Annotated in this window: 17 protein-coding genes; 4 read left to right on the top strand and 13 right to left on the bottom strand. The window is 71.8% G+C overall.

The window, feature by feature from the left end:
- Nucleotides 1-6: 6 nt before the first annotated feature.
- Nucleotides 7-1,689, bottom strand: coding sequence for a TerD family protein (locus tag OO70_RS22950; RefSeq protein ID WP_043674567.1), 1,683 nt, complete (start codon nt 1,687-1,689; stop codon nt 7-9).
- 113 nt (nt 1,690-1,802) lie between these two features.
- The gene (locus tag OO70_RS22955) at nt 1,803-2,399 is read right to left on the bottom strand and encodes a M48 metallopeptidase family protein (protein ID WP_043674569.1); all 597 of its coding nucleotides are present in this window, start codon (nt 2,397-2,399) and stop codon (nt 1,803-1,805) included.
- A 218-nt stretch (nt 2,400-2,617) separates the two neighbouring features.
- On the opposite strand from OO70_RS22955, the gene OO70_RS22960 reads away from it, so the two are divergent.
- Together OO70_RS22960 and OO70_RS22965 are read left to right on the top strand one after the other, a co-directional pair.
- Nucleotides 2,618-3,832, top strand: coding sequence for a TOMM precursor leader peptide-binding protein (locus OO70_RS22960; protein ID WP_043674572.1), 1,215 nt, complete (start codon nt 2,618-2,620; stop codon nt 3,830-3,832).
- Entirely contained in the window at nt 3,825-5,207 is a 1,383-nt protein-coding gene (locus tag OO70_RS22965) for an ABC1 kinase family protein (protein ID WP_043674575.1), read from the top strand. The genes OO70_RS22960 and OO70_RS22965 overlap by 8 nt, the downstream gene beginning before the upstream one ends.
- Nucleotides 5,208-5,231: 24 nt before the next feature.
- Here OO70_RS22965 and OO70_RS22970 read toward each other — a convergent pair whose 3' ends face one another.
- From OO70_RS22970 to OO70_RS22990, 5 genes are all read right to left on the bottom strand, one after another.
- Nucleotides 5,232-5,453 (bottom strand): hypothetical protein, encoded by a 222-nt coding sequence (locus tag OO70_RS22970; RefSeq protein ID WP_043674577.1) that lies wholly within the window; start codon nt 5,451-5,453, stop codon nt 5,232-5,234.
- Nucleotides 5,454-5,587: 134 nt separating this feature from the next.
- Nucleotides 5,588-5,917: a hypothetical protein gene (locus OO70_RS22975; RefSeq protein WP_043674579.1), complete on the bottom strand. Its 330-nt coding sequence runs from the start codon at nt 5,915-5,917 to the stop codon at nt 5,588-5,590.
- Entirely contained in the window at nt 5,914-6,282 is a 369-nt protein-coding gene (locus OO70_RS22980) for a WhiB family transcriptional regulator (protein WP_019072119.1), read from the bottom strand. Before OO70_RS22980 ends, OO70_RS22975 begins: the two co-directional genes overlap by 4 nt.
- Before the next feature lie 172 nt (nt 6,283-6,454).
- Complete coding sequence (locus OO70_RS22985; RefSeq protein WP_043674583.1) at nt 6,455-6,772, bottom strand: hypothetical protein; 318 nt, start codon at nt 6,770-6,772, stop codon at nt 6,455-6,457.
- A gap of 168 nt (nt 6,773-6,940) precedes the next feature.
- Complete coding sequence (locus OO70_RS22990; RefSeq protein WP_199827376.1) at nt 6,941-9,139, bottom strand: ATP-dependent DNA helicase UvrD2; 2,199 nt, start codon at nt 9,137-9,139, stop codon at nt 6,941-6,943.
- Between the two features lie 184 nt (nt 9,140-9,323).
- Between OO70_RS22990 and OO70_RS22995 the strand changes: the two genes are divergently transcribed.
- Complete coding sequence (locus tag OO70_RS22995) at nt 9,324-9,566, top strand: mycoredoxin (protein ID WP_043674592.1); 243 nt, start codon at nt 9,324-9,326, stop codon at nt 9,564-9,566.
- 85 nt (nt 9,567-9,651) lie between these two features.
- Here the strand turns inward: OO70_RS22995 and OO70_RS23000 are convergent, their stop codons facing one another.
- From OO70_RS23000 to OO70_RS23025, 6 genes are all read right to left on the bottom strand, one after another.
- A complete protein-coding gene (locus tag OO70_RS23000) occupies nt 9,652-10,254 on the bottom strand; it encodes a class I SAM-dependent methyltransferase (protein ID WP_043674594.1) in 603 nt (200 codons plus the stop codon).
- A gap of 16 nt (nt 10,255-10,270) precedes the next feature.
- Complete coding sequence (nudC, locus tag OO70_RS23005) at nt 10,271-11,215, bottom strand: NAD(+) diphosphatase (protein ID WP_043674596.1); 945 nt, start codon at nt 11,213-11,215, stop codon at nt 10,271-10,273.
- Between the two features lie 155 nt (nt 11,216-11,370).
- Nucleotides 11,371-12,783: a dipeptidase gene (locus tag OO70_RS23010; protein ID WP_043674599.1), complete on the bottom strand. Its 1,413-nt coding sequence runs from the start codon at nt 12,781-12,783 to the stop codon at nt 11,371-11,373.
- 70 nt (nt 12,784-12,853) lie between these two features.
- On the bottom strand, nt 12,854-16,360 hold the full coding sequence (locus OO70_RS23015) for an ATP-dependent DNA helicase (RefSeq protein WP_043674601.1): 3,507 nt from the start codon (nt 16,358-16,360) through the stop codon (nt 12,854-12,856).
- A 100-nt stretch (nt 16,361-16,460) separates the two neighbouring features.
- Nucleotides 16,461-19,925 (bottom strand): ATP-dependent helicase, encoded by a 3,465-nt coding sequence (locus OO70_RS23020; RefSeq protein ID WP_078651521.1) that lies wholly within the window; start codon nt 19,923-19,925, stop codon nt 16,461-16,463.
- A gap of 257 nt (nt 19,926-20,182) precedes the next feature.
- Nucleotides 20,183-20,569 carry an MGMT family protein gene (locus OO70_RS23025; RefSeq protein WP_043674607.1) on the bottom strand — a complete coding sequence of 129 codons (387 nt, stop codon included), beginning with the start codon at nt 20,567-20,569 and terminating at the stop codon, nt 20,183-20,185.
- A gap of 186 nt (nt 20,570-20,755) precedes the next feature.
- Here OO70_RS23025 and OO70_RS23030 point away from each other — a divergent pair, with 186 nt between their 5' ends.
- Complete coding sequence (locus OO70_RS23030; protein WP_043674610.1) at nt 20,756-23,509, top strand: lysylphosphatidylglycerol synthase transmembrane domain-containing protein; 2,754 nt, start codon at nt 20,756-20,758, stop codon at nt 23,507-23,509.
- The last annotated feature ends 46 nt before the right edge of the window (nt 23,510-23,555 follow it).

Here is a 23,555-nt window from a genome sequence, read left to right on the forward strand (position 1 = left end):
GCTCCCTCAGACCTCGTACGGCTGGACGACGATGAAGTTGCCGGGGGCGGCCCGGAACTGCAGGTTGACGCTCTCGCCGGTGTCTCCGGGGTACGCGTTGCGGCGCATCCGGACCTGGCTGGAGACGATCACCTGGGCGGCGGCGGACCAGGCGACGACCGCGTTGCAGTCGGCGAACGTGGTCGGCGTGACCGGCAGGACGACGGGCTCGCCGTGGGTCTTCACGACGATGGTGCCGGTCCCCTGGAACTGCATCGTGAACAGCGCGCCCCCGGGGATGCCGTGTCCCTCGATGCGTCTGACCTCGTACTGGAGGCTCTCGTCGAAGGCGAGGACGTTCTCGGCGGAGACGCAGATCGCGTCCCCCTGGAGCTCGACGGGGTGCAGGTTGGTGGAGTGCTCGGCGAGGAACACCTGGCCCTGGCCCGTGCAGCGCATCAGCTGCATCTCCTGGCCGGTCGCGTTGCCGACGATCCGGCCGGCGAACCCGGCACCCTTGTAGCCGAAGTCGACCTTGCCCTGGTAGAGCACCATGCTGCCCTGGCGGGCCAGCACGGGCTGGCCGCCGATGCCGAGGTCGACGCGGACGAGCTTCTTGTTCTGCTGCGTCCAGCGCTGCCCGGTGGGCGTCTCCTTGAACTTCTCCAGCGCGGCCGACACACCGGCGCCCTGGGGAGCGCCCGAGGGCACTCCGTAGGCGGCCGCCTGCCCCGGGACCTGCCCGAACGCGGGCGGCTGCTGCCCGTACCCGGGAGGGGCGGGCGGCTGACCGTAGCCAGGGGGCGGGGTCGGCTGACCGTAACCGGGCGGCGGGCCCGGCGCGTGCGGAGCCTGGGGCTGCGCGTAGCCGGGCGGCGGGGGCGGGCTCTGGCCGGGGGCCTGCTGTCCGTACGGCGCCTGCGGCTGGCCGTAGGGCGCGGGCACGGGACCCGGGGGCGGCACAGTGCCCGGCCCGGGCGGGGTCATGGGCGCGATGATGGTCGGCGCGGCATGCACGGAGGGCACGGGCACCGGAGGGGGTGCGTACCCCTGTGGGACGGGCTGGGGGGCCGGGGCGGGCGCCGGGGCCGCGGGGGCGCCGAACGCGGGCGGGGCGAAGCCGGGGGCGGCACCGGACTGCGGCGGCGCGGGCTGCGACTGCTGCGGCTCGGGCGTCTCCTCCTCGGCGACCTCGCCGCCGAAGTTCTTCAGCAGCGCTTCGAGGCCGCCGTCGAAGCCCTGGCCCACGGCAGCGAACCGCCAGACGTCCTTCAGGTAGAAGTCGCCCAGCATCACGGCGCGCTCGGTGGTGAACTCCGACCCGTTGAACGAGTAGCGGGCCACCTCCTCGCCGCCCGCGACGATACGGACGTACCCGGGGGCGATCTGCGACATCTGCCCGGCGCCGTCGAGCGTGGCCGTGAACGCCAGCTTGTGGATCTGCGGCGGGATCCTGTCGAGCGTGACCCGGAAGGACTCCGAGTCGCCCGCCTGGGCACCCAGGAGCTGAATGGACTCCTCCGGGGACTTCGGCTGGTTGAAGAACACGAAGTACCGGTCGTCCGAGAGCCGCTCCTCGGCGTCGAGACCGAAGCAACTGATGTCGAACGTCAGTCCGGGGCCGGTGATCTGCACGCCTACGTACAGATCGGTGCCCGCGGTGAGGTCACTGATCTTGGCCTTGTGGCCGCGTTGGAATTCCCTGGCCATGCGTAACGACCGTCCCCCATCCCGATGCAAGTGCGTCGCGTCAGGCTAACGGCAATCTCTGACACCGGAGGAAGTCGGTACAGACCCGGTACACAATCCCCCACAGGGGACGGTCACTCGTCCCGGGTGCCCGGCGGATGGGGCAGCCGCTCGGCCGCGACCACCCCTTCGAGGTACCCCTTGGCCCGCTCGGTGCGCGGATAGGCCTCCAGGAGCCGCCAGAAACGCGGACCGTGTCCGGGCACCAGGAGATGCGCCAGCTCGTGCAGCAGCACGTAGTCGACGACGTACTCGGGCATGCCCTGCAGCCGGTGCGAGAGGCGGATGCTGCCCTCGGAAGGGGTGCAGGAGCCCCAGCGCGTGTTCTGGTTGGTGACCCAGCGCACCGAGGTGGGCCGGGCGCGGCCGTCGAAGTACTGGGCCGACAGGCGCTCGGCGCGCTCGGCCAGCTCTGTGTCACCGAGCACGCGTTTGCTTTCCTGGGCGGCCAGCTTGTCGAGCATGACGGTGACCCAGCGCTTCTCCTCCGCCTCGGACATCCGGGCGGGGATGAGCACGACGGTGCGATCGCCCTCGCGGTACGCGGAGACCGTTCTGCGCCGACGCGCACTCCTGCGGACCTCGATCGCGCTCGCCCCCGAGCCGCTTGGCGGCTGGCTCGTCGTACTGCGCTGTGGTTTTCCGGCGCTGTGCAGTGGGTCGGCGGGCACGCCACGACGTTACCCTCTGCACACGCGGGAAGTCCCGCCCCTGGGACGGTTCGGTGTCGATCCCCCACCTAGCGTTTGATTCGTACGACGAATACCCCCCGCCTGTGGACAACTTTCGGCACCCGGCGCGCGGGCCGGGCAGGCTGGCATCGCCGACGGAACACCGACCACGTCCGCCGGCACACGGGACGTACTTCCTACGGCTACGGGGGCCTGTCATGCATCCGATGGTGAAGCCCGCGCTGCGGCGCGGCTGGCGCGATCTCAACACCGTGCAGTTCGGGATGACACCGGCGCACGCGATGACGCTGGGCCCCATGGACACGGCGACGGGCAGTTTCCTGGAGCTGCTCAACGGCACGCGCGGACTGCCACTCCTGCGCGAGGAGGGCCACCGGATGGATCTGCCCGAAGGGCATGTCGACCAGCTGGTGGAGCGGCTTACGCACGCGGGTCTGCTCGACGACGCGAAGGGGGGAGGTCCGGCGGCCGACGCTCTCCGCGCGAAGAAGGACGTCATCGACCGGCTGCGCCCGGATCTCGCGTCGCTCTCCCTGATCACCGGCGAACCGGGCGCGGCGATGGGCCGTCTGGCGGCGCGTCGCGGACTGCGGGTGCAGGTGAGAGGCGCGGGCCGGGTGGGCGCGGTGCTGGCCGCACTGTTGTCGGGCGCGGGAGTCGGCGAGGTCGACGTACGCGACGGCGGTCACACCGAGCCCTGGGATGTCGCTCCGGGCGGGCTGCCCGTCGAGGCCGTCGGCGAGCGCAGGGACGAGGCGGCCCGGCGCGCGGTACGCCGGGCGGCCCCGGGGCGTCCGCCGCGCCGCACCTCCCGGCCCGCGCCGGAGGAGAGCGACCCGGGTCTCTCCCTGGTGATCCTCGCCCCGCGCGACGACGTCGCCGTGCACGCGCCCGACCCGTCCGCCGCCGAGGACCTGATCGCCTCGGGGACACCGCATCTGTACGCCGGTGTCGTGGAGGGCACAGGAATCGTGGGCCCACTGGTCCTCCCGGGTGAGACGGCCTGCGCGGGCTGCCTGCACCACTCCCGCACCGACCGGGATCCGACCTGGCCGCGTCTGGTCGCACAGTGGCGCTCCGGGAAGCAGCCCCAGGTGCGCCCCTGCGATCTGGCGCTTTCCACGACCGTCGCCGGGCTGGCGGCCGCGCACGCGCTCGCTTTCCTGGACGGGCAGTCGCCGTCGAGCGCCGGCGCTCGGTGGGAGGTTTCGCTGCCCGGTCTGCACTGGCACGCACGGCCGGTCTGGGCGCATTCCGCATGCCCGTGCGGGGCCGCGGAGAAAGGTAAGGAGGGACACACCTCTACGGACGAGGATCGACACGCGACAATGGCAGGGGACCGGCCGTCGAGGGACTTGCGCCGTAAGGCAGACTCGGCCCGGCCGGCTGGGACTTGGAGGGCGCATGTCTGATCTTCCGCGAAAGGCGGTCACCCGTACCGCCAAGCTCGCCGCGCTCCCACTCGGCTTCGCCGGGAGAGCGACGTGGGGGCTCGGGAAACGGATCGTGGGCGAGTCCGCGGAGATCGTCGGCCGTGAACTGCAACAGCGCACGGCGGAGCAGCTGTTCAAGGTGCTCGGCGAGCTCAAGGGCGGTGCGATGAAGTTCGGGCAGGCACTGTCCGTCTTCGAGTCGGCACTGCCCGAGGAGGTCGCCGGTCCCTACCGTGCGGCGCTGACCAAGCTCCAGGAGGCGGCGCCGCCGATGCCGACGCGCACCGTGCACGGTGTGCTCACGGAGCGGCTCGGCGAGGACTGGCGCGAGCTGTTCCTGGAGTTCGAGGACAAGCCGTCCGCCGCGGCGTCGATCGGCCAGGTGCACCGGGCCGTGTGGCACGACGGCCGCGAGGTCGCGGTCAAGGTGCAGTACCCGGGCGCCGGCGAGGCCCTTCTGTCCGACCTGACCCAACTGAGCCGTTTCGCCCGCCTGTTGGGCCCGCTCATCCCCGGGATGGACATCAAGCCCCTCATCGCCGAACTCCGCGACCGGGTCTCCGAGGAGCTGGACTACGGCCTGGAGGCGCAGGCCCAGCAGGTGCACGCGGAGGAATTCGAGGGCGACCCGGATGTCATGGTGCCCGCCGTGGTCCACCAGTGCGACCAGGTCCTGGTCACCGAGTGGATCGACGGGATTCCGATGTCGGAGGTGATCGCCGACGGCACCCAGGAGCAGCGCGACCGGGCAGGCCAGCTCCTGGCCCGCTTCCTGTTCTCCGGCCCGGCCCGCACCGGCCTCCTGCACGCGGACCCGCATCCGGGCAACTTCCGGCTGCTGCCCGCCGACCCGGACGGCAAGGGCGACTGGCGCCTGGGTGTCCTGGACTTCGGCACGGTCGACCGCCTCCCGGGCGGCCTGCCGACTCCCATCGGCGACTCATTGCGCATGACGCTCGACGGCGACGCCGAGGCGGTCTACGAGCTGCTGTGCACGGAGGGCTTCGTCAAGGAGTCGATAGAGCTGGACCCCGACGCCGTCCTCGACTACCTCGTGCCGATCATCGAGCCGGCCCAGGCCGACGAGTTCACCTTCAGCCGCAGCTGGATGCGCAGCCAGGCCGCCCGCATCGCGGACCCGCGCTCCCCCGCGCACCAGTTGGGCAAGCAGCTCAACCTGCCTCCGGCGTACCTCCTGATACACCGAGTGACATTGAGCACAATCGGCGTCCTGTGCCAGTTGGGCGCGACGGTACGGCTGCGCGACGAGCTGGAGGAGTGGCTGCCGGGGTTCGTGCCGGAGGAGGAGTACGAGGAGTACCTGGACGAGGAGGAACCCGCGGCGGAGGCGTGAGCCGAACCGCGAGTGCCGCGCGGCCTACCACCAGGCCGAGTCCAGCCGTCCCTCGATCGCCCTGAGGTTCTGCCTGGCGCAGGTGTCGCAGAGGTAGTGGCGGGTTCCGTTCTCCACGGAGCAGGTCCAAGTGAGCTGCGGGCCTTCGGACCGAGTGCCGCAGCGGGCGCAGACAAGAGGCTGGGGCTCCGCGGTGGAGGCGCTGGTGTCACTGCCTCCGTCACTGCCTCCGGGAAGACTCGTCACGCGACGACGATATCGCCGTGCCCGGGGATCGGCGGGCAGAACGCACCGCGGGGGCCGGTCCGTTCGGACGGACCGGCCCCCGCGGGGAGCATTCGCCTCCCGGGTAGGGAGGCCACCGCTTCAGGTGTGATCGATTACTGCATGACGGCCATGGCGAGCGCACGCCGGGCACGCATCGAGGCGCGCTCGGCCCGGCGCTGCATCCGGCGGGCGGTCACCAGGCGCACGGCCCGGCGTTCCCGCTCGGCCTCGTGCAGGCGCTCGTGCATATGCGCACGGGCCAGGGCTTCTGGGATGAGTTGCATCTCTCGGGTCCTGTTCTGGCGCGACTCGGTCGCACCCGGGGTGGTGAAGTCTGGGATCGCGGAGCCCACGGGCTCGCTGGGAGTGGACGGCTTCATCGGGGCCTGCTTCTTGGGGTCGTGCGTGAGGGGGCGGTCGATCGTTCCGAGGGTGATGTTCATGCCGTGACCGGGTTCTTGCGCGGACGGCCACGCGGCCGCTTGCGGGCCACGACGACACCCTGGACGAAGAGCTCGCCACCCCAGACGCCCCAAGGCTCACGCCGCTCCTTGGCGCCGGCGAGGCAGGCCTCGATCAGCGGGCAGGTGCGGCAGAGGGACTTGGCGTACTCGACATCGGCCGGCGACTCGGCGAAGAAGACCTCCGGGTCGTAGGAACGGCAGGGGACGGGTACGCCGAGGTTCTCGATGGCGTCGTCGAGCGCGGTGAGCGCAGTGAGGGGAGTCAAGGTGGAGTCCTCCGTGAGGCCGGGCGGGGGGATCGTTTCGGAAGGCGGTACGGACGGGGCGTGCGCTTCGAGTTGCACGGTTGTTCTTCCTCGTCTGGTCGGTCCGGCCCTGTTGGGCCGGGTGTCGGCTGGTACCGGGTTCTTTTCTTGTCCCGAGGCCCCTTCGCTCCGTCGTCCCCGTTCGGGGAAAACAGAAGGGCCGCGGATCCCGGGTGGGGTTCCGCGGCCCTGAAGGCGCCGGCCTGATCGATCAGGCTGGATCACTCCAGGGTTCTGGCCCACGGAAGGCCCACATCTGGTGGTGCTGCGTCGTCTGCTTCCGGCCTCCGGCACCGGCCGCAAAGGCATAGGCCTGCGCCTGTGCCGCTACTGCTTCCAGTGCCTTGGTCGGTCGCTCATTGCGCTCACGGACGGGAAGGACCGCGAGAGACAGGGCGGACGCCGGACGGGCGGCAGGAATGCCGGACAGACCGGTGCCCAGGTTCGAAACGCCGAGCATGCACAGGGAGACGACCGAGGGATCGGTCATTTTCACGGTGCTGACGGAGCTGGTGTTGATGCTGATCACTGGAATCGCCTCCTCTCGGCGTCTCGGGGGACCGGGGGTGAGACCGGTCCTTCGGATATGCAAGTACAGCACGGAATCAGGGCCTTCGAGAAGGCCCCCTGTTCCCGTGCCTAAGAACCTATGGGGATTGCTGGGGCATGCGCAAACTATTTTCTCGACGAGTTTCCATCAGTCCCCCTCGACACCCTCCGCAGGCTCCTGACCGCCGCAGATGGCCAGGACATCGGCCCCGTAGCGGTTGAGTTTGCGCGCGCCGACGCCGGGGATCCGGGCGAGCTCGCCGTCGTCGTCGGGGACGGTCTCGGCGATCGCCATCAGCGTCTTGTCGGTGAAGACGCAGAAGGCGGGCTGACCGCTGCGCTGCGCCTGCACCTCCCGCCACTCCCGCAACCGCTCATAGAGGCCCTCGTCCATGTCCGAGGGGCAGTCCTCGCAGCGCATCAGCTTCATCTCGCCGGCGTCTGTGAGCGTCCGTCCGCAGACGCGGCAGCGGGCCGGGGTGCGTTGCGTCCGCCGTGGGACGGCTTTGGGGCCGCTGCCCTGGTAACCGCGCTCGATGCCTCCCGGGGCGACCGTGCCGGGTCTGCCCGTGGCGCCGGTCGAGCCGGGGCGCAGGCCGTTCAGGAAGCGGCTCGGACGACGGCTGGGACGACCGCCGGGCGAGCGGGACAGCGCCCAGGAGACGTGGAGCCGCTCTCTGGCGCGGGTGACTCCGACGTAGAGGAGGCGGCGCTCCTCCTCGATCTGTTCGTCGGTCTTCGCGTAGGTGATCGGCATCATGCCCTCGGCGACGCCGACCAGGAAGACGACGTCCCACTCCAGGCCCTTGGCCGAGTGCAGGGAGGCGAGGGTGACGCCCTGGACGGTCGGGGCGTGCTGGGCGTTGGCCCGCTCGTCGAGTTCGGCGACCAGGTCGGCGAGGGTGGCTCCGGGTTTGGCCGCGGCGAAGTCCTGGGCGAGATTGACCAGGGCCGCGAGCGACTCCCAGCGCTCTCTGACGGCGCCGGAGCCGGCCGGGGGCGCCGAGGTCCACCCCTCGCCCGAGAGGACGGCACGGACCTGGGAGGGCAGGTCGATGACGTCGTCGAGCAGCGAGTCGTTGCCCCCGAAGCGGGCCGCGCCGCGCAGGGCGACGCCGGCCTTGCGTACCTCGGGGCGGTCGAAGAACCGCTCGGCACCGCGCAGTTGGTAGGGGACTCCGGCGTCCGCGAGGGCCTGTTCGTAGGTCTCGGACTGGGAGTTGGTGCGGAACAGGATCGCGATCTCGCTCGCCGGGACACCCGCGTCCATGAGGTCCCGGATGCGACGGGCGGCGCCCTCGGCCTCGGCGGGTTCGTCGGTGTACTCGGTGTAGACGGGCTCGGGGCCCGCGGCGCGCTGGGAGACCAGCTCCAGGCGATGGTCGGCGGCACGGCCGCTGGCCTGGGAGAGCAGGCCGTTGGCGAGGTGGACGACCTGGGGTGTGGAGCGGTAGTCGCGGACCAGCTTGACGACCGTGGCGCCGGGGTGGCGAGTGCGGAAGTCGAGAAGGTGGTCGGGGGTGGCTCCGGTGAAGGAGTAGATCGTCTGGCTGGCGTCGCCGACGACGCACAGGTTGTCGCGGTCGCCCAGCCACAGCTCCAGGAGGCGCTGCTGGAGCGGGCTGACGTCCTGGTACTCGTCGACCACGAAGTGCTGGTACTGCGAGCGGACCTGCTCGGCGATGTCGTGCCGATCCTGGAGGACGGCGACGGTCAGCAGCAGGACGTCCTCGAAGTCGATGACCCCGCGGTCGCGTTTTACCTCCTCGTAGGCGGCGTAGAGCTGGGCGATCTCGGCAGGGGCGCGAGGGATGTCGCGGCCTGCCTTGGCCGCCGCGGCGGCGTAGTCGGAGGGAACGGTCTGGGTGACCTTGGACCACTCGATCTCGCCGGTGACGTCCCGCAGTTCGCCGCGGTCCAGGCGGATGCGGCAGGCGGCCGCCGCGTCGGCGACGAGCTGGATCTTGCGGTCGACGAGCCGGGGCATGCTGCCGCCGATCGCTTTCGGCCAGAAGTACTGGAGCTGGCGCAGCGCGGCCGAGTGGAACGTACGCGCCTGGACTCCCGTGGCGCCGAGCTGGCGCAGCCGGCCCCGCATCTCGCCGGCCGCCCGGTTGGTGAAGGTGACGGCCAGCACGCTGGAGGACTGCAGGACTCCGGCGCGCACGCCGTAGGCGATCCGGTGGGTGATCGCCCGTGTCTTGCCCGTGCCGGCGCCCGCCAGCACGCACACCGGACCGCGCAGGGCGGTCGCCACCTCGCGTTGCTCGGGGTCCAGCCCTTCGAGCACCGCGTCGGCCGAGTCCGGTACCTGCGGGAACAGGGAGGAGTGCGTTGCTGCTGTCACACGGCCATGCTGCCAGGTCGCCGGAGACGGGTGAGCCGGTTGTCCACAGGGAGGCACCCGCAGTCGTACTAATGCGGCAGGCGTCACGTGCTGTGGGATACCCCCGGCGGGAATGGCGGCCGTGTCGCGTACGTTTCCGTCACTGCGAGCACCCATCCCCTGAGCTGTTGAGGAGCGCGAGAAGATGTCGGGCACTGTGACGATGTACAGCACCACGTGGTGCGGTTACTGCCGTCGGCTGAAGAGCCAGATGGACCGCGAGGGAATCACGTACAACGAGATCAACATCGAGCAGGACCCGGCTTCCGCGGCGTTCGTCGAGAAGGCGAATGGCGGAAATCAGACGGTGCCCACCGTGCTGTTCGCGGACGGTTCGACGCTCACGAACCCTTCGTTGGCCCAGGTCAAGCAGAAGATCGGCGCCTGAACGACGGTCGGCGCACGCGGCTTCGCAGAAGGCGGTCCCTGATGTCGGGGGCCGCCTTCTTGTCGTTCGCCTCACGTCGTTCGTCTCACGCGACCGGCTTGTCCCACACGGCCACGAAGCGCCACAGGAGCCGTCGCCGGAAACGGGCGCCGGGCAGCAGGCGCCGGACGGCTTCTCGGGCCTCTCCCCAGCACATCGCCGAGTCCTCGATGGGCATGCCCTCGGGTCCGCGTTTCCCGCCGTTCCGTCGCGCCAGGAACCGGCTGACGGGCAGCCCGCAGCCGCTGATCACCCAGTCCAGGAACGTCCGGTTGTACGCCAGGCCGACGATCACCAGTCGGCCGCCGGGTGCGAGCAGACTCACCAGTCGTGCCACGGCGTCCTCGAACTCCGTGTGGTGGACGACGGCGACCGCGCTGACGAAGTCGTACTTGCCTTCGTCGAGTGCGGTGCCGGCGAGGTAGTCCGCCTCCACGAAGGTGACGTTTTCCGGCGTGTCCGCGCGGGCGAGCCGGATCATCTGCGGTGAGCGGTCGACGCCCGTCACGGATCCGGCTCTGCCCGCCAGCTTGCGGGCGAGCAGGCCGTCTCCGCAGCCGACGTCCAGGGCGGCGCGGCAGCCGTCGGGCACGGTGTCGACCACCACGGGGTGGTAGTGGACGTTGTGGTTCCAGTACGGGTCCGGCATCCGCGCCCCGGTCGCCTCAGACGAAGGTTCGCGTCGGCAGCGGCTTGCCGTACCAGAGCTCGATCAGTCGGGCCGCGATGGAGATGCCGTACGGGGGCAGCACCTCTTCGGACTCGAAGGCGGCGCGCAGTTCCTCGCGGGAGAACCAGCGGGCCTCGTGGATCTCGTCGCCGTCGACGTTGATGTCGGTCGAGGTGGCGCGGGCCATGAAGCCCAGCATGAGGCTGGACGGGAAGGGCCAGGGCTGGCTGGCGACGTACTCGACGTGGCCGACGGTGATGCCTGCCTCCTCGAAGACCTCGCGGCGCACCGACTGCTCGATGGACTCGCCGGGCTCCACGAAGCCGGCGAGTGTCGAGAAGCGGCCCTCGGGCCAGTGGACCTGGCGGCCGAGCAGGATGCGGTCCTCCTCGTCGGTGACGGCCATGATCACGGCGGGGTCGGTGCGCGGGTAGTGCTCGGCTCCGCAGGCGGGGCAGCGGCGGATGTGGCCGGCCGCGGCGATCACCGTGCGCTCACCGCAGCGGGAGCAGAAGCGGTGCAGGCGCTGCCAGTTCTCCAGGGCGACCGCGTGCACCATCAGGCCCACGTCCCGGGGCGACAGCAGCAGGCCCGCCTCGCGCAGGCCCGCAGCGCGCGCCGACTGGTCGATACGGCCGGGGAGGGCGTCCTTCTGGAGGGCGAAGTAGCTCACGCCGTCGTCGTCGGTGCCCAGGAAGTAGCGGTGCGCCTCGGTGAGGGGGGCCTCGAAGGACGGGGTCATGACGAGTTCGGTCTTGCCGTCGGGTGTCTCGTCGATGAGGACCTGGCCGCCGGAGACCACGAAGCAGCGGGTGGTGGGGTGGCTCCACGCCGCGGCGAGCCAGGCCTCGTCGAGCCGGTGGTGGGCGGCTCGGTCGATGCCGCTCGGGGCGGTGAGCGAGATGGGTCGGTCGGCTGTGTGGTCGGTCCAGGTGGTCACGGGTGCTTCCAACTCCCCCGGCAATGCGGATTGTTTCGGCGGGCGGTTCAGCGGGACGTTCGGCAGGCGGCGACCGGGTCCGGCGGGGACGGGGCGGGCGGGGCGGTTCTTCCAGTGTGCCCGCGCGTATTGCCGTTCCGGATCGCTCGGGGTCGTCAGGGCGCACGGCGCCAGGTGTCTGCGAGGTCTCCCCACAGGTGGGCGGTGGTTTCGACGCCCTTCAGGAGGAGGTCGAGTTCGACCTTCTCGTTCGGGGCGTGCCAGCCGTCGGAGGGGACGGAGATGCCCAGGAAGAGGACGGGTGCTCCGAGGACTTCCTGGAGGTCGGCTGCCGGTCCGGAGCCGCCCTCGCGGGTGAACAGGACGGGCTTCTCGAAGGCGCGGGCCATGGCGCGGACGACGGACTGCAGGGCCGGGTGGTCCAGAGGTGTCAGGCACGGGCGCGTGGCCGCGCTGAAGGTGATCTCCTGCCGGATTCCGGCGGGCACCTGCTGGGCGGCCCAGGCTCGGACGACCTTCTCGATGTGGTCGGGGTCCTGTCCCGCGACCAGCCGGAAGGAGAGCTTCACCATGGCCGAGGACGGGACGATCGTCTTGCTGCCCGGGCCTTGGTAGCCGCCGCCGATGCCGTTGACCTCGGCGGTGGGGCGGGCCCAGATGCGCTCCAGGGTGGTGTGCCCGGCCTCTCCCTGGATGGCGTACGACTTGGCGGTGCGCAGCCACTCCTTCTCGTCGAAGGGCAGTTCGGCGAAGAGGGCGCGCTCCTGGTCGGTGAGTTCGACGATGCCGTCGTAGAAGCCGGGGACCGCCACGCGTGCGTGCTCGTCGTGGAGTGCGGCCACGAGGCGGGCGGCGGCGGTCGCCGGGTTGGGCACGGCGCCGCCGAAGGAGCCGGAGTGGATGTCCTGGTCGGGGCCCTGCAGCCGGATCTCGCACTCGGCGAGGCCGCGCATGCCGGTGCACACCGTGGGGGTGTCCTCGGACCACATGCCGGTGTCGGAGACGATCACGGCGTCGGCGGCGAGCCGGCCGGCGTGTTCCTCGACGAGCGCCCGGAAGTGCGGGGAGCCGGACTCCTCCTCGCCCTCGACGAGCAGCTTCAGGTGGACGGCGGGGGCGGTGCGGCCGGTGGCGGCGAGGTGGGCGCGGACGCCGAGTGTGTGGAAGAACACCTGACCCTTGTCGTCGGCCGCGCCGCGCGCGTAGAGGCGGTTCCCGCGGACGACGGGCTCGAAGGGTTCGCTGTCCCAGCCGTCCTCGCGGGCGGCGGGCTGGACGTCGTGATGGCCGTAGACGAGGACCGTGGGTGCCTCGGGGTCGTCCGAGGGCCACTCGGCGAAGACGGCGGGGGCGCCCGGGGTCGGCCAGACCTCGACGGTCGGGAAGCCGGTCTTTCGAAGTGCGGCGGCGAGCCAGTCGGCGCTGCGCCGGACGTCGGGCGCGTGGTCGGGCTGCGCCGACACGGACGGGATGCGCAGCCACTCGGCGAGGTCGTCGAGGAAGACCGCGCGGTGCTGCTCGATGTACGTGCGGACCGCGCTGACGGCACTGTCAACGGTGTGGCTCATGGTCACGAGCCTATCGGCCCGCACTGACATCCTCGGTGGGCGGTTCCTCACAGTTTGCTTGCGCGCCCGGCTAATCGCCCTGGACGCCCGGCTCCTCCAGCAGCAGCCGCTCCAGTGCGACCCGGTCCGGAAGCCCCTCGGGCCGGACGACCTCGCCGCCGCGCACGTACAGGAACGCGGCCGTCACCGCCTCCAGGGGCACGCCCTGCCGCTCGGCCCACGCCACCCGGTAGATCGCGAGCTGGAGCGGGTCGGCGGTGCGGGTGCGGCTGGTCTTCCAGTCGAGGATCTCGTACGTCGCCGCGTCGCCGTCGCCCTGTTTGTAGACGGCGTCGATACGGCCCCGTACGACGCGGCCGGCGATCGCGAGCTCGAAGGGGCTCTCGACGCGGTAGGGCGTGCGCCGGGCGTACTCGGTGCGCTCGAAGGCTTCCTTGAGGGCCTCCAGGTCGCGTTCGTCGGCGATCTCCGCGTCGCTGCCGGGCAGTTCCTCCGGCTCCAGCATGGGCAGGGTCAGCGCTTCGAAGCGTGATTCCACCCAGGCGTGGAAGCGGGTGCCCCGACGTGCGGCGGGTTGCGGGGGGTGCGGCATGGGGCGCGCGAGTTCCTGCGCGAGCCCGTCCGGGTCGGCCGCGAGGAGCAGGAGCTGAGTGGCGGTCAGAGAAGTCGGCAAGGGTACGTCGGTGACGCTCCGGCGGGCGCGCAGGAGTTCGCCGGTGAGTGCGTCGAGGTCGCGGTCCCAGGAGGCGATGGCGCGGGCTTCCTCGGCTGTGAGGGGCGTGCCGGGCGGTTCCGTGGGGTGCGGGCGTGCGCCCCCTGGCGCACTGGAGTGTTCGACGGGGTGGGGGGCCGCCGCCTGGTGCGGGACGGTCGGGCGGTCCGTGGTCCAGGCGTCCCAGTCGGCGGGGTCGTCCTCCGGGGGGCCGTCCTGGGCATCAAGGGGGACTTCCTCATAAGGAGGCTCGTCGTAGGGCGGTTCGTCGTCCTCCGGTGGCGGCGGCCAGTCGGGGTCGTCGTGAGCGTTCGGGTCGTGGGTGGCCGCGGGGTGGCCCTCGTCGTGGGAGGCGAGGTACTCCAGGTGGTCCATGACCATCTTGGCGGCCTCGTGGCGGTGGACCATCGCCACGTCGTCCAGGGGCAGCGGCCAGGCCTGGTCGGCGGTCGCCGCGTGCAGGACGGGGTTCTCCTCGCCCTCCTCGGGCTGGTCCGCCCAGGCCTCGATCTCGCCGTACCCGGCGGCGCAGTGGTCGTACAGGGCCTGCAGGAAGTCGGAGGGGCCGCGGGGCTTCTTCTGGGTGGGGCCCCACCAGTGGCCGGAGCCGAGCAGCAGGGAGCGGGGGCGGGTGAAGGTGACGTAGCCGAGGCGGAGTTCCTCGGTGTGCTGGTGGTCCTTCATGGCCTCGTGGAAGGCCTTGAGGCCTCTGGAGTCCCAGGAGGCGACGTCGGGCAGGGTGGCGGTGTCGCCGCGCAGGGCGTGCGGCAGGACCTTGCCCTGGGCGGTCCACTTCTCGCGGCCCTGGCTGCTGGGGAAGGTCCCGGTGACCAGGCCTGGGACGGCCACGACGTCCCACTCCAGGCCCTTGGACTTGTGGGCGGTGAGGACCTTGACGGTGTTCTCGCCGCCGGGCAGGGCGTTGTCGAGGCCCTTCTCGTACTGGGCAGCGGTGCGCAGGAAGCCGAGGAAGGCCAGCAGGGTCGCCTCGCCGTCGCCGGCGGCGAAGGAGGCGGCGACGTCCAGGAAGTTCGACAGGGTCTCGCGGCGGCGGGCGGCCAGGGCGTGCGGGGATGCCGCCAGTTCGACCTCCAGGCCGGTGACGGCGAGCACGCGGTGCAGGACGTCCATCAGGGGGTCGGACAGGGAGCGGCGCAGGTCGCGCAGCTCGGTGGCCAGGCGGGCGAAGCGCACGCGCGCGTCCGGCGAGAAGGGCAGCCCGTCGTCGTCCCCGGTGCCGTCGGCGCCGTACAGGGGTGTCTCCAGGAACGTGTCGAGGGCGTCGGCGAGCGATATCACCTCGGAGGGGTCGACCCCCTCGACGGCCTCGGCGAGTCGGCGGTCCGGGTCGTCGTCGGCCCCCACGCGTGTGTGCGCCACGAGGAGCCGGGCGCGCCGTCCCAGGAGGGCGAGGTCGCGGGGGCCGATGCGCCAGCGCGGGCCGGTCAGCAGCCGGACCAGGGAGGCGTTGGCGCCGGGGTCCTGGAGGACTTCGCAGACGGCGACGAGGTCGGCGACCTCGGGCAGGTGCAGCAGCCCGGAGAGCCCGACCACCTCGACCGGGATGTCGCGGGCCACGAGGGCACCCTGGATCTCGGCGAAGTCGGTGGCCGTCCTGCACAGGACGGCGATCTCGCCGGGCGCCTTCCCGGTCCGTACGAGGTGGGCGACGGAGTCGGCGAGCCAGTCGATCTCCTCGGCGTGGGTGGTCAGCAGCGCGCAGCGCACCATGCCGTCGCGCTCGGCGCCGGGGGCCGGGCGGAGGGCCTCCACGCCCGCGTGCATGGCGCGCAGGGGTTCCGCGAGGCCGTTGGCGAGGTCGAGCAGGCGGCCGCCGCTGCGGCGGTTCTCGCTGAGCGCCTGGCGGGCGGCGCGGCGGCCGTCGGCGTGCGCGAAGTGCTCCGGGAAGTCGTCGAGGTTGGCGACTGACGCGCCGCGCCAGCCGTAGATCGCCTGGCAGGGGTCGCCGACGGCGGTCACCGGGTGGCCCGTGCCGGCGCCGAACAGGCCTGCCAGGAGGATGCGTTGGGCGACCGAGGTGTCCTGGTACTCGTCGAGCAGCACCACCCGGAACTCGTCGCGCAGGATGTCGCCGACCTCGGGGCGGGTGCGCGCCAGGGTCGCGGAGAGGGCGATCTGGTCGCCGAAGTCGAGCAGGTCGCGCTCGCGCTTGGCGGTGCGGTAGCGGCTCACCAGTTCGGTGAGTTCGCGGCGGGCGGCGGCCGCCTCGGGGACCTTGCGCAGCTCGGCGTTGCTGAGCTTGCGGCCTTCCAGGTCACGCAGCAGCTCGGCGTCGTACGCGCGCAACTGCTCGGGGCGTACGAGGTGTTCGGACAGCTCGCCGTCGAGGGTGAGGAGGTCGCTGACGAGGTCGGGGAAGGAGCGGGTGAGTGCCGGGTAGGGGCCGGGGGCCTCGCGCAGCACACGCGCGGCGAGCTGGAAGCGGGTGGCGTCGGCGAGCAGGCGGGACGTCGGTTCGAGGCCGATGCGCAGGCCGTGGTCGGTCAGGAGGCGGCCGGCGAAGGCGTGGTAGGTCGAGATCACGGGCTCGCCCGGGGGGTTGTCCGGGTCGATGACGTCGGGGTCGGTGACGCCCGCCTTGATCAGCGCCTTGCGGACGCGCTCGGCGAGTTCACCGGCGGCCTTGTTGGTGAAGGTCAGGCCGAGGACCTGCTCGGGGGCGACCTGGCCGGTGCCGACGAGCCACACCACGCGGGCCGCCATCACCGTCGTCTTGCCCGACCCGGCGCCGGCCACGATCACCTGCGGGGCGGGCGGCGCGACGATGCAGGCCGTCTGCTCCGGGGTGAACGGGATGCCGAGGAGCTCCTTGAGCTGATCGGGATCGGTGATACGGGCGGGCATGTCGGAGAGGCTAGCGGCGGGCACTGACAGTCGAGGACCAATCGCCCTCAGAGGCAGAAGAAGCGCAGGTCAGCACATGTGGTGCGATACGTCACGCGGGTTACTCGACCACGTGTCGTCCCTCGGGGCGTGCACTGCAGGAGGCCCGGAACGCGCAGTGCGCGCAGTGCTGCCCGGCTGTGGGCGTGAAGCGTTCGTCGAGGACCTTGCCCGCGGCCGTGGCCAGCAGCTCACCGGCCCACTCCCCCTCCAGGGGCTCCTGGGCCTGCACCTTGGGCAGCGTCTCTCCGCCGTCCCGTTGCGCGGCGCCCTGGCGCAGCTGGACAAGTTCGGCGCCACCCGGTTCGGGGCGCACTCCGTCGAAGGCCTCGTCCACGGCGCCTTCGCGGACGGCGAGTTGGTAGACGGCGAGTTGGGGGTGGCGTTCCACCTCGCGGGCGGTCGGCGTCTGCTTGCCGGTCTTGAAGTCGACGACGTAGGCGCGTCCTTCGCCGTCGGTCTCGACACGGTCCATGGAGCCGCGGATGCGCACTTCGTAGTCGCCCGCTTCGAGAGTGACGTCGAAGTCGTGCTCACTGGCGACCGGCGTACGGCCGGTGCGGACACCGTTGGAGTCGACGTGCCACTTCAGGAAGCGTTCGAGCGCCACACGCGCGTTGTCCTTCTCCTGCGCCGACTTCCAGGGGGCGTCGAAGGCGAGCGCGTTCCACACCGTATCGAGGCGCTCCATGAGGACGGCGAGGTCGGCGGGGGTGCGTCCGGAGGCGACCTCGTCGGCGAGGACGTGCACCACGTTCCCGAAGCCCTGGGCGGCGGTCGCGGGGGCGTCGGCCTTCACCTCGCGGCCCAAAAACCATTGCAGGGCGCAGGTGTTGGCGAGCTGGTCGAGGGCGCTTCCGGAGAGCACCACGGGCTGGTCGCGGTCGCGCAGCGGCACCTTGCTCTCGGTCGGCTCGAACATGCCCCACCAGCGGTACGGGTGCGCGGACGGGACCAACGGGCGGCCGTCCTCGTCGGCGAGCGCGGCCAGCCGGGCCAGCCTCCGCGCGGCGGCTTCCCTGAGGGTGGCGGACACGCGCGGGTCGACGGTCGTGGCGCGCAGCTCGGCGACCAGCGCGGCGACGGACAGCGGGCGGCGCGGGCGGCCGGTGACGTCCTTGGGCTCGACGCCGAGTTCCGTGAGGAAGCGGGACGGCTGGTCGCCGTCGTCCGCGGGTGCCTTCACGGCGGTGACGACGAGGCGTTCACGCGCGCGCGTGGCGGCGACGTAGAACAGGCGGCGTTCCTCGGCGAGGAGGGCTCCCGGAGTGAGCGGTTCGGCGAGTCCGTCGCGGCCGATGCGGTCGGCCTCCAGGAGGGAACCGCGTCGGCGCAGGTCCGGCCAGAGGCCCTCCTGGACGCCGGCCACGACGACCAGGCGCCACTCCAGGCCCTTGGAGCGGTGCGCGGTCATCAGGCGTACGGCGTCGGGTCGTACGGCGCGTCGTGTGAGGGTGTCGGCGGCGATGTCCTCGGCGTCGATCTCCTCCAGGAAGTTGAGGGCGCCCCGGCCACCGGTGCGCTCCTCCGCGCGGGCCGCCGTCGCGAACAGCGCGCAGACGGCGTCCAGGTCACGGTCCGCGTTGCGCCCGGCCGCGCCGCCGCGCCTGGCGGCCCGCTCCAGGCGCCCGGGCCACGGTGTGCCCTGCCAGAGGTCCCAGAGCGCCTCCTCGGCCGTACCGCCGCCCGCCAGGCGCTCCCTCGCCTTGCGCAGCAGCGCACCCAGGCGCTGGGCTCCACGCGCGTACGTGGGGTCGTGCGCGACCAGCCGCTCCGGCTCGGCGAGCGCCCGCGCGAGCAACTCGTCCGAGGGTGGCGGCACGGCGTTGCCACCGGCCCGCTCCTCCTCGCGCAGCGCCCGGCCCAGGCGGCGCAGGTCGGCGGCGTCCATGGCGGCGAGGGGGGAGGCGAGCAGAGTGAGGGCGGTTTCGGTGTCGAGCCAGGAGGGGACGGCGGGTTCTTCGGAATCGGCTTTCACCGTGGCCTGTTCTTCGCCAGCTTCCGCCACCGTGTCTACGTCGTCGGCTTCCGCCATGGTCTGTTCGTCGTCGGCCTCCGCCATGGCGTCTACTGCGTCGACCTCCTCCTCCGGGGCTCGTGTGGCTTCCGTGTCGGCCTCGGGCCGTACCGCAGCCTCCGCTACCGCCACCGCCCGCAAGGCCGTCAGCAGTGGTGCCACCGCCGGTTCGTGGCGCAGGGGCAGGTCGTCGCCGTCGATGTCCAGGGGGACGCCGGCCGCCGTGAGGGCGCGTCGGACCGTGGGGATCGTACGGGAGCCGGCGCGTACCAGGACGGCCATGTCGCTCCAGGGGACGCCGTCCTCCAGGTGTGCCCTCCGGAGGATGTCGGCGATGTTGTCCAGCTCCGTGCCGGGGGTCGGGTACGTGTACACCTCGACGCGGCCGCCGTCCCGTACCGGGGACAGCTCGCGGTGGGCGCGCACCTTCTGTGCCGGGAGCCGGGTCAGGGGCATGCGCTGGGTCAGCAGCCGGGTGGCGGTGAGCAGGGCGGCGCCGGAGCGGCGGGAGGTCCGGAGCACCTCCACGGGGGCCGGGCTGCCGTCCGCGCGCGGGAAGGCGCTCGGGAAGTCCAGGATGCCGTTCACGTCGGCGCCCCGGAAGGTGTAGATCGACTGGTCGGGGTCGCCGAAGGCGACGAGGGTGCGTCCGCCGCCGGCGAGGGCGTGCAGCAGGCGTACCTGGGCCGGGTCGGTGTCCTGGTACTCGTCCACGAACACGGCGTCGTACTGCGCGGCGAGTCGTTCGGCGGCTTCGGGGCGGTGGGCGAGGAGTACCGCGCGGTGGACGAGTTCGGCGTAGTCGAGCACTCCTTGGAGGTCGAGTACGTCGAGGTACTCGGCGAGGAACGCTGCGGCGGCGCGCCAGTCGGGGCGGCCGATGCGGCGGGCGAAGGCGTCCAGGGCGCGAGGGTCCAGGCCCAGTTCGCGACTGCGGGCGAGGACCGCGCGGACCTCGTCGGCGAAGCCGCGTGTGGTGAGGCAGGCCCGCAGTTCGTCGGGCCAGCGCACATGGGCGAGGCCGAGCTTCTCCAGGTCGGGCTGGCCGGCGAGCAGTTCGCGTACGGCGACGTCCTGTTCGGGGCCGGACAGCAGCCGTAGCGGCTCGACGAACAGGTCACTGTCCTGGTGGGCGCGGACCAGGGCGTAGCAGAACGAGTGGAAGGTGGTCGCCCGGGGCGCGCGGGCGGCCCCGATGCGCAGCGCCATGCGGTCGCGCAGCTCGACGGCCGCCTTGCGGCTGAACGTCAGCACGAGGACGCGCGCGGGGTCACCTCCCCGGGCGATCCGGGCCGCCACGGACTCCACGAGTGTGGTCGTCTTGCCGGTGCCCGGACCTGCGAGGACGAGCAGCGGACCGGTCTCGTGGTCAACCACCGAGCGCTGTGGCGCGTCCAGGTGAGGGGGAGCCGGCCGGGTCGGCGGGGTACGCACCAGTCGGTAAGCGCCACGGTTCCCCTGTCGCACCTGGGGGTGCGACAGGCGCCTGGTGGAGGAAGAGGAGCTCACGTGGTTCGCCGGTCCTGGTGGGTGTGCTGGTTGCTGGACCACCGCGCGTGGAAGGCGGTGGCCGCGGGGTGAGGGGGACACGTGCCGCCGACGCTACGCCGACGGGCCGTACGGAAGCAGGGCTTCCCCTTCTTCCCTCACGGCTCGCACGACCCTCGCGTCCCTCGCCACTCGAACGTACGGCATGCCACGGACGTGCCGGGTTTCCCCCGTACGGGCCACAGGTCGCCCCGGGGCGCGTCCCATGGCGGAAGCTGTCAGGTGTGACCGTCCGCGCGCTCGCCGCCGTCCCATCGCGCCCGTTTCATGTCGACACGGGGCAGGTGACCCTCGGTGGCCCTGCTCGCCTCCTTCAGGGCGGTGCCCTCCGCGCGGTAGTGGTCGAGCGCCTCCAGCTCGTGGCCGGGGAGCAGGACGCCGTCCGCGCGGACGACCCGCCACCACGGAACGACTCCTCCGTAGAGGGCCATCACGCGGCCGACCTGGCGTGGTCCGCCCTCCTCCAGCCACTCGGCGACGTCGCCGTACGTCATGACGCGCCCGGGCGGAATCCGTTCGGCCACGTCGAGGACCCGCTCGGCGTACTCGGGCAGCGCGTCGTCGTGCTCCGGGCCGACGCCGTCCGGAAGGCTCTCCTCGCTCATCCGCCCCATCCTGCCGCACCCCACCGACAATGCGACGCGCTGGCGACTGTGCGTAGCGCTCGCCCCGGAGCGGCGCGTGCGGCAGACTGTGCGCCCCCGCATTTGCACCCTGATGCCCCCGTGTGTCGGTGGGGCATGCCACCATCGTGCGGGCGGTGACCGGTGATACGAGATCAAGAAGAGACGATGAAGCAGCAGGGTGTGCATCCCGAAGACGCGGAGGGCACCTCTGACGCTGCGTCGCGCCCGGACACCGCCGCCGACGAGAACGAACAGGACCCCACGGAGGGGCCCACCGAGAAGCCCGCGTCCGACCCCGTGACCGGCCTCGAGGACTGCGACGACACGCACGCCGAAGAGGTCGAGGGCGACGAACCGCTGCTCCCCGCGCGCGTGCACCGCCCGTCCGATCTCATGCGCCTCCTGGTGGGCTTTCTCGCGATCGTCGTACTGCTGGCGATCGCCGCGTTCGCGCACGGCACGACCTCGGGGCTCGAACAGGACATCAACAAGGGCACCGGGCAGGCACCCGACCTGCTGATCAAGATCGCGGGGCTGGCCTCCAGCATCGCCATCCTGCTGGTGCCGGTCGCCTTCGCGATCGAGCGGCTGATCAAGCGGGACGGGCTGCGCATCGCCGACGGCGTGCTCGCGGCGGTCCTCGCGCACGGAGTGACACTCGCCACGGACCTGTGGGTCGCCAAGGCCGCCCCGGGCTCGATCCAGGAGGCGCTCACCCAGCCCTCCCCCGGCGACATCCACGCCCTCACCGACCCGGTGCACGGCTATCTGGCGCCCGTCATCGCGTACATGACGGCCGTAGGCATGTCCCGGAGGCCGCGCTGGCGCTCGGTGCTGTGGATCGTGCTGCTGCTGGACGCCTTCTCGATGCTGGTCACCGGGTACACGACGCCGTTCTCGATCATCCTGACGGTGCTGATCGGCTGGACCGTGGCCTACGGGACGCTGTACGCGGTGGGCTCGCCGAACGTCCGGCCCACCGGCCGGACGCTGATGGCGGGCCTGCGGACGGTCGGCTTCCACCCCGTGGGCGCGGCCCGCGAGGAGGCCGTCGACACGGAGAACGGCGACCGCGGCCGACGCTACTTCGTGACCCTGGAGGACGGTCCACCGCTGGACGTCACGGTGGTCGACCGGGAGCAGCAGGCGCAGGGCTTCTTCTACCGCGCGTGGCGCAATCTGACGCTCCGCGGCTTCGCGACCCGCAGCAGCCTCCAGTCGCTGCGCCAGGCGCTTGAGCAGGAGGCCCTGCTGGCGTACGCGGCGATCGCGGCCGGCGCCAACGCGCCGAAGCTGATCGCGACCTCGGAACTCGGCCCCGACGCCGTGATGCTCGTCTACGAGCACACCGGCGGACGCACCCTCGACTCGCTCGCGGACGAGGAGATCACCGATGATCTGCTGCGCAACACCTGGCATCAGGTGCAGGCGCTGCAGTCGCGGCGCATCGCCCACCGCAGGCTCGCCGGTGACGCGATTCTGGTGGATCGTTCCGGCACGGTGATCCTCACGGACCTGCGCGGCGGTGAGATCGCCGCCGGTGAACTGCTGCTGCGCATGGACGTCGCCCAGTTGGTGACGACGATCGGCCTGCGGGTGGGCGCCGAGCGCGCGGTGGCCTCGGCGGTCGATGTCCTCGGCCCCGACGCCGTGGCCGACTGTCTGCCGATGCTCCAGCCCATCGCGCTGACGCGCTCCACGCGCGCGACGCTGCGTCGACTGTCCCGGGAACGGGCCCAGCGGGAGCGCGACGCGATCCTCGAGGCGTCCCGGCAGACCAGGCTGGCCCACGCGGAGGAGACTCCGGAGGGGTCCACGCCCGTACTCGAGAAGCCCGACAAGAAGGCCGTACGCGCGGAGCAGCGGGCCGAGAAGCGGGCCATCGACGAGGCGTTGGACGAGGCGCGCGAGGAGGATCTGCTCACCCAGATCCGTCACCAAGTGCTGCTGATCAGGCCGCAGGCGCACGTCGAACCGGCCCGTCTGGAGCGGGTGCGGCCGCGCACGCTGATCAGTTTCATGGCGGGCGCGATCGGTGGGTACTTCCTGCTGACGCAGCTCACGCACATCGAGTTCGGTCCGCTCGTCGCCAACGCCCAGTGGGGCTGGGTGGCCGCGGCCGTGCTGTTCTCGGCGCTGAGCTACTTCGCGGCGGCGATGGCGCTCCTGGGGTTCGTGCCGGAGCGGGTGCCGTTCCTGCGGGCCGTGGCGGCGCAGGTCGCGGGGTCGTTCGTGAAGATCGTGGCCCCGGCCGCGGTCGGCGGTGTCGCCCTGAACACGCGCTTCCTGCAGCGTGCCGGGGTACGGCCCGGGCTCGCGGTGGCGAGTGTCGGCGCTTCGCAGCTGTTCGGGCTGGGCTGCCACATCCTGATGCTGCTGTCGTTCGGCTATCTGACCGGCACCGAGAAGACGCCCTCCCTGTCGCCGTCCCGGACGGTCATCGCCGGTCTGCTGACGGTGGCGGTGCTGGTGCTCGTGGTGACCTCGGTGCCCTTCCTGCGGAAGTTCCTCGTCACGCGCGTGCGGTCGCTGTTCGCGGGCGTCATCCCGCGCATGCTCGACGTGCTGCAGCGGCCGCAGAAGCTGGTCACCGGCATCGGCGGCATGCTCCTGCTGACGGCGTGCTTCGTGATGTGCCTGGACGCGTCGATCCGCGCGTTCGGCGACCAGTCGACGTCGCTCAGCCTGGCCAGCGTCGCCGTCGTCTTCCTCGCGGGCAACGCGCTCGGTTCCGCGGCGCCGACCCCGGGCGGCGTGGGCGCGGTCGAGGCGAGCCTGACCCTCGGTCTGATCGCCGTCGGCCTCCCTAAAGAGGTCGCCGCTCCGGCGGTACTGCTGTACCGGCTGCTGACGCTGTGGATTCCGGTGCTGCCGGGCTGGCTGTTCTTCAACCATCTGTCCCGCAAGGGCTCCCTGTAGAGCACGCACGCGTGGGCATGCGGGGTAGCACGCGTGCGTACCCCGT

Source organism: Streptomyces xylophagus (genome assembly GCF_000716435.1).
Classification (GTDB): Bacteria; Actinomycetota; Actinomycetes; order Streptomycetales; family Streptomycetaceae; genus Streptomyces; species Streptomyces xylophagus.

Excerpts from the sequence above, each read along its gene's own strand:
- OO70_RS22950 (WP_043674567.1), bottom strand. The coding sequence starts at position 1,689 with ATGGCCAGGGAATTCCAACGCGGCCACAAGGCCAAGATCAGTGACCTC.
- OO70_RS22960 (WP_043674572.1), top strand. The coding sequence starts at position 2,618 with ATGCATCCGATGGTGAAGCCCGCGCTGCGGCGCGGCTGGCGCGATCTC.
- OO70_RS22965 (WP_043674575.1), top strand. The coding sequence starts at position 3,825 with ATGTCTGATCTTCCGCGAAAGGCGGTCACCCGTACCGCCAAGCTCGCC.
- OO70_RS22975 (WP_043674579.1), bottom strand. The coding sequence starts at position 5,917 with ATGAACATCACCCTCGGAACGATCGACCGCCCCCTCACGCACGACCCC.
- OO70_RS22995 (WP_043674592.1), top strand. The coding sequence starts at position 9,324 with ATGTCGGGCACTGTGACGATGTACAGCACCACGTGGTGCGGTTACTGC.
- OO70_RS23000 (WP_043674594.1), bottom strand. The coding sequence starts at position 10,254 with ATGCCGGACCCGTACTGGAACCACAACGTCCACTACCACCCCGTGGTG.
- OO70_RS23010 (WP_043674599.1), bottom strand. The coding sequence starts at position 12,783 with ATGAGCCACACCGTTGACAGTGCCGTCAGCGCGGTCCGCACGTACATC.
- OO70_RS23015 (WP_043674601.1), bottom strand. The coding sequence starts at position 16,360 with ATGCCCGCCCGTATCACCGATCCCGATCAGCTCAAGGAGCTCCTCGGC.
- OO70_RS23025 (WP_043674607.1), bottom strand. The coding sequence starts at position 20,569 with ATGAGCGAGGAGAGCCTTCCGGACGGCGTCGGCCCGGAGCACGACGAC.
- OO70_RS23030 (WP_043674610.1), top strand. The coding sequence starts at position 20,756 with ATGAAGCAGCAGGGTGTGCATCCCGAAGACGCGGAGGGCACCTCTGAC.